We start from the raw sequence: 18089 nt of genomic DNA on the forward strand, positions 1-18089 counted from the left end.
ACCACAAAGACTTAGACGGCAGAATCAGCCCGCGGCTACGGTTATGTGCAATTCTCCGCTATAGCGCCTGGCGGCGTGCACAGGCGCTTTTTGACGCCGGCGCGCCGGCCATCCAGGGCCCCCATCATGTATGTGTATGACCCCGTCAACCAGCAGCTCGTCAAAGAGCGTGTGGCCCAGTTTGCCGGACAGACGCGCCGCTTTCTCGGCGGCCAATTGAGCGCGGACGACTTTCGCGTGCTGCGTCTGCAGAACGGGCTTTATGAACAACGTCATGCACACATGCTGCGCGTGGCCATCCCCTACGGCATGCTGGCGGCGCGGCAACTGCGTAAACTGGCCCATATTGCCCGTAAATACGATCGCGGCTATGGCCATTTTTCGACGCGCCAGAACATCCAGTTCAACTGGCCCGCACTGAAAGACGTGCCCGCGATTCTGGGCGAGCTGGCCGAAGTGCAGATGCACGCCATCCAGACCAGCGGCAACTGTATACGCAACACCACCACCGACCACTTCGCCGGCATCGCGCCCGACGAGCTGGTCAACCCTCTGGTGTGGTGTGAAATCATTCGCCAATGGTCAACACTGCACCCGGAATTCGCTTTTCTACCGCGCAAATTCAAGATCGCCGTCAGCGGCGCCATTGAAGACCGCGCCGCCGTGGGCGTGCACGACATCGGTTTGCAGGCCATCGAACAGGACGGACAACTGGGCTTTCGTGTCTGGATAGGCGGCGGCATGGGCCGCACGCCGATGGTCGGCCACCTGATCAAGCCTTTCGTGGCCTGGCAACACCTGCTGACCTATTTGCAGGCGGCGCTGCGCATCTACAACCTGCACGGCCGCCGTGACAACAAATACAAGGCCCGCATCAAAATCCTGGTGAAAGATCTCACGCCCGAAGCCTATGCGCGGCAGGTCGAAGAGGAATGGCTGCGCATCAAAGATGGCCCCGACACCCTCACGCAAGCGCAGCTCGACACTATTGCGGGCCGCTTCATATGGCCGGCCTATCAAGAGAGCACCACCGACCCCAATGCCGCCTTGGCGGCGCAGGACAAACACTACGCGCGCTGGCTGCGCACCAACGTGCATGCCCACAAGATGCCGGGCTATGCGGCCGTGACCCTGTCACTCAAGCCTACCGGAGTGCCTCCCGGCGACATCACCGCCGACCAGATGGACGCCGCAGCCGACCTCTCCGAACGCTATGGCTTTGGCGAACTGCGTGTGTCGCACGAACAAAACCTCATTCTGGCCGATGTGCAGCGCGCACAATTACCCGCCCTGTGGCGCGAGTTGCAGGCGCTCAATCTGGCCACGCCGAATGTCGGGCTGCTGAGCAATATCATCGCCTGCCCGGGCGGAGACTTCTGCGCACTGGCCAATGCCGTCTCCATCCCGGTCGCCGAGGCCATCCAAAAGCAGTTCGACGACCTGGACTATCTGTTCGAGATTGGCGAACTGGATCTGAACATTTCCGGCTGCATCAACTCCTGCGGCCACCACCATATCGGCCACATCGGCATTCTGGGCGTGGATAAGGCCGGTGAAGAGTGGTATCAGGTCACTATCGGCGGCCGCCAGAACGGCGGCGCGCGCCCCCTGACGGACCTCGCCTCGACCCGAGGCGGCGGCGCCGCTATCGGCCGCATCATCGGCCCGTCGTTCGCCCGCGAACAGGTCGCCCATGTCGTAGACCGCCTGATTCGCACCTACCTCGGCTTGCGCGACAGCGAGCTGGAGCGCTTCATCGACGTCGTGGACCGTGTCGGCATCGATCCCTTCAAAAAAGATGTCTACGCCGATCCGCTGCTAGCCAAGCCCCGCGAAACCGCCCAAGCCTGAGGCCTGCCATGATTGCCCTCTCTCTGCCCCAGCTTATCCGCCAAGGCCGGCTGCAAAACAACGCATGGCGGCTGCACGAGCCCCAGAACAGCCTGCCGCCTGACGAAGCCGGCTGGAGCGTGAACCTGCCCCTGTGGCTTGCCCAGCACCAGGCGCTGGCTGCCCGCCAGCATCCTGTCGGCCTGCAACTCGGTCCGGATGCCGAACTGAAAGACCTCGGCCAGACCCTGGCCAGAACGCCCCCCGCCTTCATTGCCATCGAGTTTCCCGTCTATACCGACGGGCGCGGCTATTCCCTGGCGCAGTGGCTGCGCCGGGACTATGGCTGGCAAGGAGAGCTGCGCGCCGTGGGCGATGTGATGATAGACACGATTTACTACCAGGCGCGTGTCGGCTTCGACAGCTTTCTGCTCAAGGCCGGCCACGACCCGGAGCAGGCGCTCCAGGCCTTCAGCACCTTCAGCGTGCGCTACCAGCAGACCTACCCGACCCCCTAGCCGCGGCGCTCAGGGACGCGTGCCTTCCCAGGTTGGGCCGGGCACGTGGATGTCGAACAACTCGAGGACACGAGCGACCGTATGGTCCACCATTTCCTCGATGCTGGCGGGCCGGTGATAAAACGCCGGCAGCGGCGGAAAAATGATGCCGCCCATTTCCGTGACCGCCGTCATATTGCGCAGATGAGCCAGATTAAAGGGTGTCTCGCGCACCAGCATCACCAGACGCCGGCGCTCCTTGAGCGTCACGTCCGCCGCGCGGGTAATGAGATTGTCAGACAGGCCAAGGGCCACTGCGGCCAGCGTGCGCATGGAACAGGGCGCGATGACCATGCCGGCCGTGGCGAAGGCGCCGCTGGCCAGTGTGGCGCCCACGTCGCGCACGCCATACACATGGTCGGCCAGCGCCTGCACTTCCTGGCGAGTGATATCCATTTCATGCTGGATATTCAAAACGCCGGAAGCCGAGACCACCAGATGCGTTTCCACATCCTCCACACCACGCAGCACCTGCAACATGCGCACGGCATACAGGGCGCCTGTGGCGCCCGTGATAGCGACAACCAGCCTGCGCATCGATCAGGCCGTCGCGCCAGATTGATCCAGCAGTGTCTTGAGCTCACCGCTTTCGTTCATCTCGTTCATGATGTCGGAACCGCCGATGAACTCGCCCTGCACATACAGCTGCGGAATCGTGGGCCAGTTAGAGAAGGTCTTGATGCCCTGGCGGACTTCATCATCTTCCAGCACGTTGACCGTGACCAGCTTCTTGACGCCACAGGCCTTCAGAATCTGGATGGCGCGGCCCGAAAAACCACACTGCGGAAACTGCGCCGTGCCCTTCATGAACAGCACCACGGGATGCTGGGTGACGGTATCACGGATGAAATTCTGGACGTCGCTCATGGATAAACTCGCAAAAGGAATAAGCGGAACACACGCATCATTATAGAAAGCCGCCGGAAATCCGCTCGATTCCGGCAAGATCGGGCTGGCTTGCCACATCGCGCAAGCCGGCCTCTTGTAACAAAGCCCGGACGGCAGCCGCCTGATCCCAGCCATGCTCCATCCACAATGCGCCCCCCGGCAGCAAACGCCCGGGCGCCTCCAGGGCGATTTCGGCCAGGGCGGCCAGCCCGTCGGCGCCATCCGTCAGCGCGCCACGGGGCTCGAAACGCAGATCACCCTGCGCCAGGTGCGCATCATTACGATGAATATACGGGGGATTGGACACAATCAGATCAAAGCGCGCATCGGCGTCCAGCGCGGCGAACCAGCTACCCTGAGCCAGATGCAGGCGCACGCCCAGCCTATCGGCATTGCCGCGCGCCACCGCGAGCGCCTCGGCGCTGAGATCCGTAGCGCTTACCTCGGCCTGCGGGCAGGCCAGCGCAATCGACACGGCGATAGCGCCGCTGCCGGTACCTAAATCCAGCACCCGGGCCTGCGGCCGCGTCTTGAGAAACGCCAGCGCGGCCTCGACCAGGGTTTCCGTGTCCGGGCGCGGAATCAAAACCGCAGGCGTAACCTGAAACACATGCCCCATGAACTCCCGCTCGCCGATCACATAGGCCATGGGCTCGCCGGCCAGCCTGCGCTGCGCCAGCATCTCATAAGCCGCCACAAGATCCGGACGGGCCTCGTCGTCGTCATGCGCGAGCAACCAGGCCCGAGACTGGCGCCAGACCTGTTCGACCAGCATGCGCGCCTCCAGACGCGGCAAACGGCGATCCTGCAACAGATCTTTGATTTGCATAACGCTCAGATGTCCTCGCCCAGCGCAGCCAACTGCTCGGCCTGATGCTCGGCCAGCAAGGCCCCGGTCAGCTCGTTGAGATCGCCCTCCAGAATCTGCTGCAGCTTGTACAGCGTCAGGTTGATGCGATGATCCGTCACGCGGCCCTGCGGATAGTTATAGGTGCGAATCCGCTCGGAGCGGTCGCCCGAGCCCACCAGGCTCTTGCGCTCAGCGGCCTCTTTACTCTGACGCTCACGCAGCTCTTTATCTTTCAAGCGCGCGGCTAGCACCTGCATGGCGCGATCCTTGTTGCGATGCTGCGAGCGGTCATCCTGGCACTCCACCACCAAGCCAGTCGGCAAGTGAGTGATACGCACGGCAGAATCCGTCTTGTTGATATGCTGTCCGCCCGCGCCGCTGGCGCGGAAGGTGTCGATGCGCAGATCCGCCGGATTGATGACGATATCGTTCATTTCATCGGCCTCGGGCATGACGGCCACCGTGCACGCCGAGGTGTGAATCCGGCCTTGCGCCTCGGTCGCCGGCACCCGCTGCACACGATGCGCGCCCGACTCGAATTTCAAACGGCCATAGGCGCCATCGCCGTCGATACGCGCGATCACCTCCTTGTAGCCACCAAGCTCCGAAGGGCTTTCGGACATGATCTCGACGCGCCAACCCTGGCTCTCGGCATAGCGCGAATACATGCGCAGCAAATCGCCCGAAAACAGCGCGCTTTCGTCGCCCCCCGTGCCCGCCCGGATTTCCAAGAACAGGCTGCGCCCGTCATTGGGGTCGCGCGGCAGCAGCAACACCTGGAGTTCGCCCTCGAGGACTTCGATGCGCTCGCGCGCCGCCTTGATCTCCTCTTCGGCCATCGCCTTCATTTCGGGATCGGCCAGCATTTCCTGCGCGGTGGCCAGGTCGGCCTGGGTGCTCTGAAAGGCATTGAAGGCCAGCACCACAGGCTCCAGCTCGGCGCGTTCCCGCGACAGTCTGCGAAAACGGTCCATATCCCCTGCCGAATCCGGGTCGGCCAAAAGCGCATCAACTTCGATCAGGCGGTGGGCCAACTGTTCCAGGCGGCCGAGCATGGAGGATTTCATGGAAGAATTCGGAAAAAAAGAGGAAAAAACAAGCGCGCACGGGCAAGGCCGCGCGGTCAGGACAGAACGCGGTTCAACAGCTAACGGCGGGAGTCGCGGCCGGGGAACAGACGCGGCATCCAGGCGAGCAACTGCTTGCGCTCGTCGCCCGCGCTGCGGTTCAAGGCCGCCAGCGGGCCGTGCAGATACTTCTGCGTCAGGCCATGGGCCAACTGCTCCAGCACCGCTTCCGGCGACTCGCCGCGCGCCAACAGGCGGCGGGCGCGCTCCAGTTCGGCGGCCTGCACATCTTCGGCGGCCTGATGCAGGCCACGAATCACAGGCACCACCTCGCGGGACTGCATCCAGTGCATAAAACCCTGCACGCGGGTTTCAATAATGGCCTCAGCCTGCACCACCGCAGCGCGGCGGGCATCCGTGCCCGACTGGACCAGGCGGCCCAGATCATCGACGGAATACAAATAGACGTCGTCCAGGCGGCCGACCTCGGGCTCGATATCACGCGGCACCGCCAGATCGATCATGACCATCGGCCTGTGGCGGCGCTGGCGCGTCGCCCGCTCCACCATTCCCAAACCCAATATGGGCAGGGAACTGGCCGTACAGGACACCACCACATCGAACTCGGCCAGACGCTCGGTGAGGTCGGCCAGCTTCATGGTGCCCGCCGAAAAACGGCCGGCCAGGGACTCGGCGCGCTCGGCGGTGCGATTAGCGACCACCATCGAACGCGGATGCTGCGCCGCGAAATGCGTCGCGCACAATTCAATCATCTCACCCGCGCCGATGAACAACGTGCGGGCCTGACCCAGGTCGCCGAACACGCGTTCGGCCAGACGCACCGCCGCCGCCGCCATCGACACCGAATGCGCGCCGATCTCGGTCTGCGAACGGACTTCCTTGGCCACCGCAAACGTACGCTGGAACAACTGATGCAGCAGAGTGCCCAGTGAGCCGGCCTCTTCGGCGGCGCGCACCGCGTCCTTCATCTGCCCCAGAATCTGCGGCTCGCCCAGCACCATGGAATCCAGCCCGCTCGCCACACGAAACGCGTGACGCACGGCATCGTTCTGGTGCAGACGATACAAATGAGGATGCAGGCTGCCCGCTTCCATGCAGTGATGGTCGGCCAGCCAGATAGGCAATTGCTCAGCCACGGCGGCGTCGGCCGCGCAATACACCTCGGTGCGATTACAAGTCGACAAAATCGCCGCCTCGCGCACCGCGCCGCCAAAAGCGGAACGCAGGCCCGCCAATGCCGGCTTGACCAGATCAACGGGCATAGACACGCGCTCGCGCACCGAAACCGGCGCCGAGGTGTGATTCAGACCGAAGGCAAGGACTGCGACTGACATCAGGAGTAGGGAAACGCTGCCAAGTGAGAACAGCCAGAGTCAAGATTATACCCCCCGCGCAAGCCGAGACAGACGCCCCCACCGCACGGCCTTCCCCATTGTTTGCGCCCGCACAACATCATCGCAACGCCCACCCTGCTCCCGCCAGCCCGGTTTTCACCCGCATTTGCTCAATATATAAGCAAAATCTGACGAAACTTCAGGATTTTTTTGCCTGATCATGAAAAAAAGTGCCAGACAACGTGCTTGCACCGATTTTTTCATGTATAGTTTCGGTCTCGGTTGGCCTGGTAGCTCAGTCGGTAGAGCAGAGGATTGAAAATCCTTGTGTCGGTGGTTCGATTCCGCCCCAGGCCACCAAAAGATTCAAAAAGCAGATTCAGAAAGCAGCCCCGTCGCACCATGCGGCGGGGCTTTTGTTTTTAGCGCTGATCATGCTTTTGAAAACCGGGGGATGGAAGCACCGCCGCAGGAAGCACCACCGCAGCATCCCGGCTGAACGCCGAGGCAGCCTAGCCTTAGCGCAGGCGGTGTTGGGGCATAGCAGTGGGCATAGCGGTCTGGAGCCCATAGCGGCTTCGATGCAAGCGCCGGCATGGGCCGCGCGACGTTAGTTCGTGACGAACCTTTCTAAACCGTAGGGGCGTGTCCATCCACACGCGCGCCCTTGCCTGCCCCTGCCTGCCCCTGCCTGCCCCTGCCTGCCCTTGGCCGCCTGCGGCGACAGCGGAGAGCCGCGATCTCGCCGCCAGAAAACCTGGCGCCACTCAAACACCCTGCCCTGGCTCCACCATCCTGCGGCTTTGGCGCAGTTCGCTGCGGATCTGGGTGATCAGACGGGCTTCGGGGGAGGTGTCCGGCACCCTATCGTCCAGCTGTTTCCAGCCCGGATCATCCAGGCCGACATCCATAACGCGGGCCAGTTCCTGGAGCTGGCGCACGTCCTGCTCGGCCGGTGCGGGATGCACTTGGGATGAATAAGCCGTGATGGCGTCGCAAACGCGCTCGGCGGCGGCAAGCAGCGGAAACCAGGCGGCCGCCTCGCGGCCGGCGGGCGGCGGATCTCCCAGAGCCTGCTGTAAGCGGGTGCGCATATTGGACAGGGCGCCATAGGCTTGCCGCCGACTGATATGGACCTGGGGCGCATCGCGATTTCCCGCCGCGTCGAGCGAGGCGCGCAGATAGGCGGCAATCTGCCGGCGCGCGACCAGAAAGGCGCTCTCCATCTGGCGGTCCTGGCTGCGCGGCCAGATGAGATAACCGAACACCAGAACGATGGCCGCCCCCAGCAGCGTGTCGATCAGCCGCAGCACCGCATAGTTAACGCCGTGGGTCTCGGGACTGACGGCGTCGATGAGCACCAGCACGAGAGGCGTCAGGCCCAAGGAAAAAAGCGCATAGGAACGCTGACCCATCCAGGGCATGACAGCGGCAATGAGCACCATGATCAAGGCGAAGAGCGGCCCTGGCGGCAACCAGGCCAGGATGGCGCTACCGACCACGACGCCGCCAGCCGTGCCCAGGCAGCGCAATACGGTACGCCCGAAAATGGAACCCATATCAGGTTTCATGACAATGCACACCGTCATGGGCACCCAATACCAATGGCTTTTATCGTCGATCCAATACAGCGAATATCCGAGACCAGTGCAGAGCGCAAGCGCTAAGGCCGGCTGCACGACCTGGCGGCCAGGGGTCAGCTTGTCCAGCAGCAGGGCCAGGCGGCTTTGGCGATGCACGGGCTCGGGGGCACCGAGGGTAAGGCTGGCAGGCGCGGTACGCCCCCACAACGCCTGCCCCAAGGCCGCGATCGTGGCGGACAGGGGCTGTGCGGCATCGGCGCTCTCTGCAATGGGATCGTCGCTGCCTGCGCCATAGGCACGCGCCATGCTTTGCAGTTGGTCATGCGCCTGCCGCAGCGCCTGCGGGTCGGAACTGGACATCAAGAGGGCGAACAAGGCATCGGCCTGATTCAAATGATTGTTCTTGCCCAAGGCATGGGAGCGGCGCTGCAACAGCAGACCATAAAGCGCCGCCAGTTGATCGGTGACTTGCTGTCGGGCGCTCTCGACCCGCCCCTCGGCGCGGGAGCGAGCCAGTTCGGCCAGGGCGCGCAAGAGGTTGATCGTCATGTCACGATCCGGGCGCTGCCGATAAAAAAGCGCCTCCAGCGCAAGCAGCACCATATAAAGCAGCGAACCCAGCAGCAACATACAGCCGGTCGGCCAATAAGGCGCCAACTCGGGATTGCCGATGAACACCGCCCCCATGGCCAGCAGTTGCAGACATCCGATCGACAGGGCGGCGCTATAGCTGCTGATGATGGCCGATACAAAGGCGACACAGGCCATGACGCCGACCATGACACCCAAGGGCAGGGCGCTCAGATAGCCGAGCAGAAAACTCACCGCTCCGAGCGGCGCTGAGATAGCCGCCTTCTTGAACAAGACTGCATAAGGCGCATCTCGCTCGCCCACCCCTTGCAACATCGCGCCCATGGCGATGAACAGTACGCTGGCTATATTGTCCAGCGCCAGCCCGAAGCCCAGCGGAATTGCCATGCCCAGGGCCACGCGAATCGAGCGGCCCCAGCGCCAATGGGCGGGTTTCAGGCGCGTCAGCTCCTTGAGCCAAGCATTAGGCCGCATCAATGCCGAAGACTGACTCGGAGAGGAGCTATGCATGCGAGCGTTCCAGAAAGAGCATTCAATTCAGAAATTGCATCCCGGCCAGCGCGCCGGACCCGGCCAACATTATGCGGCATCGGAGAACGCGCACGCCCGGGCTTATCGGCCAGCCCGCGTCCGCTGCGGATGAATTCGCCTGTGAAGCGTCTCGGATGGGCCTGCCTGCCCCGCTCTACCCCAGGACGCAGCGGCTGCGGAACGTCTCGCTTGCGATGCAGCAGGGGGCAAGGCCTGGCGAAGCCCATTCTTCTTTAGCCTGAGCACACAGGCGACATGATCTTGCCGCCACCTGCCGCATGGCTCGAAAACCGCCCCGACGTCAGCGCAGATAAGAGACGGCGCTTACGAGCAGCGCGGCGGCTAGGTATAGAAAGCCGAGGGCGGCACGCCGAAATGCTGTTTGAACATGGCGGAAAAAGCGCTCTGGCTGGTATAGCCGTGATCCAGCGCGATGCTGAGTATTTTCTCGCCATGCGCCAATCTTTCCAATGCAGACAGCAGGCGGGCATGCTGGCGCCAGCGGCCAAATGTCATGCCGGTTTCGCGCAAAAACGCGCGATGCAGGGTGCGCGTGGACACCTGCATCTGCTCTGCCCAATATGCCGCCTCATGGACCTGAGCCAGATCGCGGGAAAGCGCGTCACACAAGGCGCGCAAACGCTTATCCTGCGGCCAGGGCAGATAGAGCGGCAAACGCGGAATCGCGGCCAGTTCGGCCAGCAATAAACGCATGAGCAGGCCATCCCGGCCGGTATCCTCATAGCTTAGCGGCAATAGCGCCGCGGCCAGAATCAGCTCGCGCAGCAAAGGCGGCACCTCGACCACGCAGCCGCCCTGCGGCAGATGAGCGACAGCATCCGGCTCAACAAACACCGTGCGCATCTTCACCCTGCCGCTCATGCGCACCCTGTGCTCCAGACCCGCATCCAGCCACACCCCACGCGTAGGCGGCACCACCCAGCGGCCGGCGCGCGCTTCGACAATCATCACGCCCTCGACCGCATAGAGCAGCTGCGCACGCCGGTGACAATGACGCGGAATGCGCGCGCCCTGCGGATAGTCGGCCGCCAGCACCGCCACCGGATGCTCGGTGCGCTCAAACGCCAGATGGATGTCGTGAGCCGGTTGCGCCAACATGTCTATTTGTCACTTTTACGATAACTATCGACATTTTAGCGTGGGACAGACTTGGCGGACTCGCGCAGGATGGCAGCTCTCTCGTCGTTCTCCCCGCATGCCATGCCCGCCTTCTCTTTTCTGTATCCCGTTTCGGCCATCCTGCTCTGGGCTGGCGACGTTATCGTGTCCAAGCTCTCGGCTCGCAGCATCGATCCGCTAGCCATCACCTTCTGGCGGCTGGTGCTGGCCGTGGCCGTCATGAGTCTTTTTGTAGCCAGACCGGCCTGGCGTAACAGGGCGATGATCCGGCCGCAATTGCTGCGCCTGGCCTTTTTGGGCTTTCTATCCATGGTGCTGTTTCAATGCCTGTCTTATGAGGCCGCGCACACGACCACCGCTACCAATATGGCCATCCTGACTTCGCTCGTGCCTCTGTTGACCATGCTGCTGTCGGTGCTGTTGCTGCGCGAGACACCCACGCTGGGCATGCTGACAGGCGGCGTGCTGTCTTTCTGCGGACTGGTCTACCTGATCAGCGGCGGCAATCCAGGCGTCTTGCTAAGCGGCGGCGCCCACGCAGGCGATCTGCTGATGCTGGCCGCCAGTCTGGCCTATGCGCTTTATGGCGTGCTGCTCAAACGCTGGCAGGTGGGGCTGCCCACATGGCAATCGAACTATGTGCAAGGCATTACGGCATTCATCATCATGGGCCTGCTGACAATGCGCCTGCCTGCCGAAGCCGCCCTGCCTAAGCACGCCAGCCTGCCGCTCATCGCCTACGCCGGACTCTGCGCCTCGGTCTTGCTGCCGGTGCTTTGGATGCAGGGCGTCAAACTACTGGGCCCCAACCGCTGCGCGATGTATATGAATTTGCTGCCGCTATTCACTGCGGCCATTGCGGTAGGCATGTTCGGTGAAAGCCTGAAGGCCTACCACCTCATGGGCGGTGGCGCGGCGCTGGCTGGCGTGCTGATGGCCCAGTTGCTGCGCCGCCCGCTGCGCACGCTGCGACCCGAGGTTTCCCGCGCTTGATCAAGCCCGATGCGCATGCCTCTACACTAGCGACATGCGCATCCAACTGCTCTCCGACATTCATCTCGAGGCCAACCCGGACTTCGAGTTTTCGCCCGCTCCGGGGGCTGACGTACTGGTCCTGGCCGGTGACATCGGCTCTTATCAGGCCGGATCACAGCTGCCCGGCGATGATTTCGGTCTAGGGCGTTTCATGGCGGCGCGTCCGCCTGCTGTCATCTTCGTGCCGGGCAATCATGAATTCGACGGCCTAGCTTATCAAGCCGCGACCGAACGCATGCGCGCGGTCTGCGAACGGCTGAACATCTATTGGCTGGAACGCGAAACCCTGGTGCTCGACGGCGTGCGTTTTGCTGGCGCTACGCTATGGACGGACTTCGAGGCCTTGGCTATCACGCAAAAGACCGAGACCCTGCGCCGCCAGCAATTGGAAAAGGCCTATCGCGCGGCCAACTTCTACCTGAGCAAGAACACCACGCTGGATAATGAAGGGCAGCCCATGCTGGCCGAAGCGCTGCGTGAACTGGGCCTGCAAAGCCAGGCATGGCTGCGCCGAACCCTGGCGCAGCCCTTTGACGGGCCGACCGTCGCGATCACCCATTTCGCCCCCAGCTTGCGCAGCGCCGATCCGCGCTATGGCCTGACACCGGGCACGGCCGGTTTTTGCAATGCCCTCGATGATTTACTCGCGCAGGCGGATCTATGGCTGCACGGCCACCTGCACTGCCCCCATGACTATGTCGTGCAAGACCCGGCCACCGGGCGCCGCTGCCGCGTCGTCGCCAATCCGCTGGGTTATCGCCGCAAAGGCGAGCAAAAGCACTTTCTGCCTCATTGCGTGATCGAGGTCCCCGACAGACGGCCAGATTGATCGCCATCGTCCGCCGCAGACAAAAAAAACGGCACCCGAAAGTGCCGTCGCGAGGAATCGGCGAAACCTTGCCCTCGCTGAAAAATGCACAGCCCGCACGGCCGGCACAGGAAATCAATCGATCTTGTAGTCCATCCAGGACGCCACCATTTCGCGCAGGCCACCGCCTTCAGCAAAGGTTTCACGGCCACCTTCGGCCTTGTTGCGTCCCAGCTCCAGAATGTACATATAGTCGGAAATCTCGGCGCAGCGCCGCACGTTCTGATCGACCAGCACTACCGTCATCCCCTCATCAGCAAAACCCCGGATCAAGGTGTAGATTTCCTTGGAAATCTTAGGTGCGAGCATCGCGGTGGGCTCATCCAGCAGGATGACCGAGGGCTCGATGAGCAGGGCGCGGCCGAACTCGACAAAACGCTGCTGCCCCCCGCTCATGCTGGATACGGGATCATGGCGCTTTTGTGCCAGGATCGGAAAGCGGTCATACACCGAATCAATGCGCTCACGCACACGGTGCTTGTCCTTGCGAAAAGGCCAGCATCCCAGCAGCAGGTTGTCGTGCACCGAGAGTTCGCCGAACAGACTGCGGTGCTGCGGCACAAAGGCCACGCCATGGCGTGCCCGTTCAAACGAGGGCTGGGCGCTGATATCTTCGCCGCGCAAAGTAATGCGGCCCGTGCGCAGTGGCAAAAAGCCAAACAGCGTCTTCAGCACGGTGGACTTGCCGGCGCCATTGGGCCCAATCACGCCCGTGACCTTGCCCTGACGGGCCTGTACATTGATGCGGTTCAAAATGGTGATGTCACCGTGATAGGCCACGGTAACGTCTTCCAGCGCAAGTATCGCGTTGCTCATCTCAAGCTCCCAGATAGGCTTCGACCACCCGGGGGTCGGCGCGCACATGATCGGCATCACCCTGGGTCAGGATGGCACCTTCGTTCATGACAATGATGTGATCGGACAACTGATAGATCGACGTCAGGTCGTGCGAAACCAGCACCACCGAGCAATCATGTTCCCGAGGCATGTCACGGATGATGGAGATAAGCAGCTGCGCCAAGGCCGGATTGACCCCGGCAAAAGGCTCGTCCAGCAACACCACTTTGGGGCGCGCCGCCATAATGCGCGCCAGCTCTACCAGTTTTTGCTGTCCGCCAGACAGCTCTTCGGCGTAGTTGTGCCGAAGGCGGTAAAGCTCCACCTTGTTCAACCAATATTCCGATTGCGCATAGCGGTCATCGGCACTGCGCCCGGTATGCTGTTGAGCCACATCCAGGTTGTCCAGCAAGCTGAGCTGGCGGAAGATACGCGGCACCTGGAAGGTCCGGCCCACGCCTAGCCGGGCCACTTCGTGGACCGGCTTGCCAGCGATGTCCTGCCCATCGAGTTCGATGCGTCCTTCATCAGGCGTGTACAGGCCATTGATGCAATTGAGCATCGTGGTCTTGCCCGAACCGTTCATGCCGATTACGCCCAGAATAGCGCCGCGCGGCACATCCACATCTACGCCCTGCAAAGCCACCAGCCCGCCAAAGCGTTTCTTGAGATTTCTGACTTTCAACATGGTGGTCTCCCGATCAGCGCAGCGCCTGACGGCCAAACAGACCGCTGGGACGAATGAAGATCATGGCAACCATCAAGGCAAAGCCCAGAATGGTGGCGATCGAAGGATTGAAGAACACGACCGAAACCTGTTCGGTGATCGCGAACAACAAGGCACCCACCAGCGCGCCGACGGGATGCCCCAGGCCGCCCAGCACGATGACAATAAAGCCGATCAGGGTGTAGTCATTGCCCATAAAGGGCGAGAACGAAGGAAACACCATGGCCACCAAGACGCCGCTGGCGGCAGCCAGGCCCAAGCCCAGGCCGAAAGCGACAGCCGACAAACGCTGCGCGTTGATACCGACAATACGCACCGCGTCACGGTTCATGATGATGGCGCGCAGCGCCTTGCCCACCTGACTGCGGTACAGGAATACCGTGAGTGCGGCGATGATGGCCAAGGCAATCACCAAAGCCAGCAGGCGTACCGTGGGAATGATCACCTGACCAAACTTGAAAAACACCGGCTCCATCTCAAAGGGCAGCGAGCGGGCGTCGGCATCAAAGGCCAGCAGCATGATGGCGCCCAGCATGATAGACACGCCAAACATCAGCAACAGCGAGCTCATTTCGGGATCTTCGGCCTTGGACAGACGCGGGATAAGCACGAAATACAGCAGATAACCCGCCAGGAAAAACACGGCGAATGAAAGCGGCAGCGCAATCAGCGGATTGATGCCGGCATATTCCATCAGGTAGTAGGCGAAATAAGCGCCCAGCACCAGAAACTCGCCATGCGCGAAGTTCACCACGCGCAGGACACCAAAAATCACGTTCAAGCCGACGCCGATCAAACCATAGATGGCGCCCAGGATCAGGCCATTGATCAGGCCTTGAATAATCAAACCGGTCATGACAGCTTCCTCAGGCAATGTAGCGGCGCAGTTCGGGCTTGCGCTTGAGCAGACTGCCGACAATGCCGCGTGGCAGGAACAGCATCAGCAGGACAATGATCAAACCCAGCAAGAGCAGGTTCACCACGGGGAATTTCTGCCAGATCACGTGATCGATGCCCAGGAGCGCCAGCGTCCCGACAACCGGACCGAGAATCGTGCCAAAGCCGCCCGCCATGGCATAGATGATGCTCTTGGCGGTGATCAGCACATGGAAGGCATATTCCGGATCGACCACGTTGGTGTACCAAGCCTCGATACCTCCGGCTAATGCCGGAAAGAGCGCAGCCAGCAGCCAGGCCTTCAGACGCGTGTTCGGCACATGAATGCCTACGCAGGCGGCCGCGCCGTCATCGTCGCGGATGGCTTTGAGCGCACGGCCCAGCCCGGACACCGACAGCCAGGTCACGACAGCCAGCGTGGCCGCCATCACGATCAGCATGGCGTAATAGCTATGCGTGGGATTGTTGGCGTTGGACAGAATGATGCCCATGCTGCCGCCCGTGAAAGACTGCGGCAGATTGGAGATCACCAGCTTGACGATGGTCGCCAGCGCCAGGCTGACGATGCCGAAATACACCCCGCGCAAACGCAAGGTCGGCGCCAGCAACATGGCGATGGCCACGCCCACGCCCCCCGCAGCAAGCAGCGAGGGCAATATCGGCCAGCCCAGAATCTTGTAGCAGATGCCTGTGGCGTAAGAACCCACGCCATAAAACACCACATAGCCAAAGGGCAGGTAGCCCGTGAAACCGACGCAGATATTCATGGCGCTGGCCATGGTTATCCAAAGCATCAGATAAAAGGCGAAGGAAATATTCGATGTCGCCGCAGGCACCACGGCAAGAATGATCGCTAATACGGCGAAAAGGGTAACGGCTATGCGGGTACGCAAACGAATCGCGTGCATATCCTGCGCGCGATGCGACGCGGCCACCGCCAAGGTGGGACTGCTGCTCATATTGTCTTCCTCCGGACCGACTCGGATGAATCGGCTGCTTTATTTGGAGGCGATTATGAACAGTTAAAACCATAACTGCAAGTTAAGGACTAACCCTTATTTCGGCATTTTTCTAACGGGAAACACCTCGTCGAGGACGCCTTTCAGCTCCTGGATGAACTGCCGGGCAATCAAAGAAGGCTCGCGATTGCTGGCATAAACCACCGACACCGTCAGGGGAATATTCTCGTCCAGGGGGACGATCACCACGTCGGGCAAAGCACCCGGCATCACAGTGAATTCATCTACGATGGCAATGCCCACCCCGGCGCTGACCAGCGCACAGGCCAACTGACTCCAGGGCACATCGGCCACCATGCGGCAGGGCAGACCCGCCTGCTCAAACGCCCCTTGAACCAGCATGCCGTAGGGCATGCGCGTTCCCACAAGGATGTGCGGATGGGGCGACAGATCCGCCAGACTGACGCTTGCCCGCGCCGCCAGGGGATAGCTCTTAGGGATAGCGGCCACCATGCGGCCCACGTATAGCTGCTCCGAGACCAGAAAAGGGTGCTCGGCCTGCATGACCACCAAGCCCAGCTCGGCCTCGCCCTGCAACACCTCGCCGATCAGCAGCGGCAACGCCGTCGTGTTCAGACGCAACAACATATCGGGGCGATGCTGTTGGAAACGCGCCACGGCGCGCGGCACCAGAAACTGCGCCAGACTGGGAATGGAAACCAGCCGCAATATCGCCGAGCCTTCCCCGGCCAGACTATCGGCCAAGTCATTGACGCGCTGCATCATGCGCTGCGTTTTCTCAATTTCCTCAAACAGGCTACGGACTTGCAAGGTCGGGCGCAGCTTGCCGCGCACCCGTTCGAACAGCGCTACGCCTATCGCTTTCTCCGTATGGGCCAGCATCCGGCTCACTGCGGGCTGCGAAATATTGAGCAAACGGGCGGCGCCGCTGATCGATCCGGCCATCACGATGGCCCAGAGCATCTCGGTCTGCCGATAGTTCAATTTATTCAAGACGTGCACTCCATGCCTATTTGTTATACGCTTTACCGTGTTTTGAGCAATTATCGCTTAGGACACGATCCTGGGCTCCTGAGCGAACCGAGCCGGGACCGCATATTTATAACGATTGGAGACAACTCATGCTTGCCAAACTCTGGTTGACCCGCCTGCCAGCCCTCGCGCTCGCGCTTGCCGCCGCAGCACCCACCTCGGCGCAAACATCCGACAAAATCCGTATCGGCATGACCGTGTCCTCGACGGGCAACTTCGCACTCGCCTCGCAATCGGGCGTGCGTGGCGTCGAGCTCTGGGTCGATGACGTCAATAGCCGCGGCGGTATCGAAATCAAGGGAAAAAAATATCCCGTTGAACTGGTCAAGCTGGACGACCGCAGCGACAAGCAAATGGTCACCCGCGTGTACGAGCGCCTGATCGCGGACGATAAGGTCGATCTGGTGTTCGCCCCCTTTGGCTCCACCCTGACGGCCGCAGCCGCCACGGTCACCGAACGTCTGGGCAAATACATGATGGTCTGGTCCGCCGCCAGCGATGACCTCTACAAACAGGGTTTCAAAAACATGGTTTCCGGCACGCAGATGCCGGTGTCTGCGATGCTGCGCGCCAGCATGGAGCAGGCTGCCAAACTCGGCGTGAAAAAGGTCGCGCTGATCTATGCCGACGAGCCCTTCCCTGCTGGTCTGGCCGAGGGCGGGCGCGAGCAGGCCCTCAAGAACGGCATGGAAGTCGTCATGTTCGAGAAGTACCCCAAGGGCCAGAAGGACTTCAGCACCCTGCTGCAAAAAGCGCGGGCTGCAGGCGCCGAAGCACTGGTGCCGACCTCGTATGAGGGCGATCTGATCAGCATGACCCGCCAGCTCAAGCAGCTGGATATCAACTTCCCCTACGTTTTCATGGTGTACGCTTCGACGCCGCAGTTCCAGGCCATCGGCGCAGACTCCAACTACATCTACAGCCACACCAACTACCATCCGGCGATTAACTGGAAGGTCAATGCAGGCCTTAACCGTGAACAGTTCGCGGCCGCCTACGACAAGAAGTTCCCCAAGGCCGAGTTTCCGCCTGACTTCCAGACCGCACTGGCCTATGGCGCCGGCGCACTCACCGAGGAAATCGTCAAGCAGGCCGGTTCGACGGACCCCGCCGCGCTCAAGAAGGCATCGCTGGACCTGTCCGGCAAAGTGACCGTCATGGCCGGTCCTTACGCCATCGACGAAACGGGCAAGCAGTTGCAAATGCCCTTCCCCGTCGTACAGCTCCAGCCCGGCAAGGGCATGGTGCCCGTGTGGCCGTTGGACGTCGCCACTGAAAAGCCTGTTTTCCCGGCTCCGAACTGGAACAAGCGTTAACCCTG

Annotated in this window: 17 protein-coding genes and 1 tRNA gene; 6 read left to right on the forward strand and 12 right to left on the reverse strand. The window is 61.7% G+C overall.

The window, feature by feature from the left end:
- Positions 1-126 precede the first annotated feature (126 nt).
- Together U0029_RS15605 and U0029_RS15610 are read left to right on the forward strand one after the other, a co-directional pair.
- Positions 127-1851, forward strand: coding sequence for a nitrite/sulfite reductase (locus tag U0029_RS15605; RefSeq protein WP_114851630.1), 1725 nt, complete (start codon positions 127-129; stop codon positions 1849-1851).
- Positions 1852-1859: 8 nt separating this feature from the next.
- Positions 1860-2348, forward strand: a complete 489-nt coding sequence (locus U0029_RS15610) for a DUF934 domain-containing protein (RefSeq protein WP_012416003.1) — start codon at positions 1860-1862, stop codon at positions 2346-2348.
- A 9-nt stretch (positions 2349-2357) separates the two neighbouring features.
- Here U0029_RS15610 and U0029_RS15615 read toward each other — a convergent pair whose 3' ends face one another.
- The 5 genes from U0029_RS15615 to hemA form a co-directional block, all read right to left on the reverse strand.
- A complete protein-coding gene (locus tag U0029_RS15615; RefSeq protein ID WP_012416002.1) occupies positions 2358-2924 on the reverse strand; it encodes a UbiX family flavin prenyltransferase in 567 nt (188 codons plus the stop codon).
- Between the two features lie 3 nt (positions 2925-2927).
- A complete protein-coding gene (gene grxD, locus U0029_RS15620; RefSeq protein ID WP_012416001.1) occupies positions 2928-3254 on the reverse strand; it encodes a Grx4 family monothiol glutaredoxin in 327 nt (108 codons plus the stop codon).
- Positions 3255-3294: 40 nt separating this feature from the next.
- Positions 3295-4104, reverse strand: coding sequence for a peptide chain release factor N(5)-glutamine methyltransferase (prmC, locus tag U0029_RS15625; RefSeq protein WP_012416000.1), 810 nt, complete (start codon positions 4102-4104; stop codon positions 3295-3297).
- A gap of 5 nt (positions 4105-4109) precedes the next feature.
- Positions 4110-5192, reverse strand: coding sequence for a peptide chain release factor 1 (gene prfA / locus U0029_RS15630; protein WP_039051975.1), 1083 nt, complete (start codon positions 5190-5192; stop codon positions 4110-4112).
- An 80-nt stretch (positions 5193-5272) separates the two neighbouring features.
- Positions 5273-6547 (reverse strand): glutamyl-tRNA reductase, encoded by a 1275-nt coding sequence (gene hemA / locus U0029_RS15635; protein WP_012415998.1) that lies wholly within the window; start codon positions 6545-6547, stop codon positions 5273-5275.
- Positions 6548-6831: 284 nt separating this feature from the next.
- Between hemA and U0029_RS15640 the strand changes: the two genes are divergently transcribed.
- Positions 6832-6907, forward strand: a tRNA-Phe gene (locus U0029_RS15640).
- Between the two features lie 407 nt (positions 6908-7314).
- Here the strand turns inward: U0029_RS15640 and U0029_RS15645 are convergent.
- Together U0029_RS15645 and U0029_RS15650 are read right to left on the reverse strand one after the other, a co-directional pair.
- The gene (locus U0029_RS15645; protein ID WP_114851629.1) at positions 7315-9231 is read right to left on the reverse strand and encodes an FUSC family protein; all 1917 of its coding nucleotides are present in this window, start codon (positions 9229-9231) and stop codon (positions 7315-7317) included.
- A gap of 363 nt (positions 9232-9594) precedes the next feature.
- Positions 9595-10371: an AraC family transcriptional regulator gene (locus U0029_RS15650; protein WP_012415996.1), complete on the reverse strand. Its 777-nt coding sequence runs from the start codon at positions 10369-10371 to the stop codon at positions 9595-9597.
- 69 nt (positions 10372-10440) lie between these two features.
- Here U0029_RS15650 and U0029_RS15655 point away from each other — a divergent pair, with 69 nt between their 5' ends.
- Both U0029_RS15655 and U0029_RS15660 read left to right on the forward strand, forming a co-directional pair.
- Positions 10441-11385 (forward strand): DMT family transporter, encoded by a 945-nt coding sequence (locus U0029_RS15655; protein ID WP_114851628.1) that lies wholly within the window; start codon positions 10441-10443, stop codon positions 11383-11385.
- 34 nt (positions 11386-11419) lie between these two features.
- A complete protein-coding gene (locus U0029_RS15660; protein ID WP_012415994.1) occupies positions 11420-12256 on the forward strand; it encodes a metallophosphoesterase in 837 nt (278 codons plus the stop codon).
- 114 nt (positions 12257-12370) lie between these two features.
- Here the strand turns inward: U0029_RS15660 and U0029_RS15665 are convergent, their stop codons facing one another.
- The 5 genes from U0029_RS15665 to U0029_RS15685 form a co-directional block, all read right to left on the reverse strand.
- A complete protein-coding gene (locus tag U0029_RS15665; RefSeq protein ID WP_012415993.1) occupies positions 12371-13111 on the reverse strand; it encodes a branched-chain amino acid ABC transporter ATP-binding protein in 741 nt (246 codons plus the stop codon).
- A gap of 1 nt (position 13112) precedes the next feature.
- Positions 13113-13820 (reverse strand): ABC transporter ATP-binding protein, encoded by a 708-nt coding sequence (locus U0029_RS15670; protein WP_012415992.1) that lies wholly within the window; start codon positions 13818-13820, stop codon positions 13113-13115.
- A gap of 13 nt (positions 13821-13833) precedes the next feature.
- Positions 13834-14715 carry a branched-chain amino acid ABC transporter permease gene (locus U0029_RS15675; RefSeq protein WP_012415991.1) on the reverse strand — a complete coding sequence of 294 codons (882 nt, stop codon included), beginning with the start codon at positions 14713-14715 and terminating at the stop codon, positions 13834-13836.
- Between the two features lie 10 nt (positions 14716-14725).
- The gene (locus U0029_RS15680) at positions 14726-15715 is read right to left on the reverse strand and encodes a branched-chain amino acid ABC transporter permease (protein ID WP_012415990.1); all 990 of its coding nucleotides are present in this window, start codon (positions 15713-15715) and stop codon (positions 14726-14728) included.
- Between the two features lie 96 nt (positions 15716-15811).
- Entirely contained in the window at positions 15812-16738 is a 927-nt protein-coding gene (locus U0029_RS15685; RefSeq protein ID WP_039051978.1) for a LysR family transcriptional regulator, read from the reverse strand.
- Between the two features lie 119 nt (positions 16739-16857).
- Between U0029_RS15685 and U0029_RS15690 the strand changes: the two genes are divergently transcribed.
- Positions 16858-18084: an amino acid ABC transporter substrate-binding protein gene (locus tag U0029_RS15690; protein WP_012415988.1), complete on the forward strand. Its 1227-nt coding sequence runs from the start codon at positions 16858-16860 to the stop codon at positions 18082-18084.
- Positions 18085-18089 lie beyond the last annotated feature (5 nt).

Origin of the sequence: Bordetella avium (assembly GCF_034424645.1) — a bacterium.
Lineage (GTDB): Bacteria > Pseudomonadota > Gammaproteobacteria > Burkholderiales > Burkholderiaceae_B > Bordetella > Bordetella avium.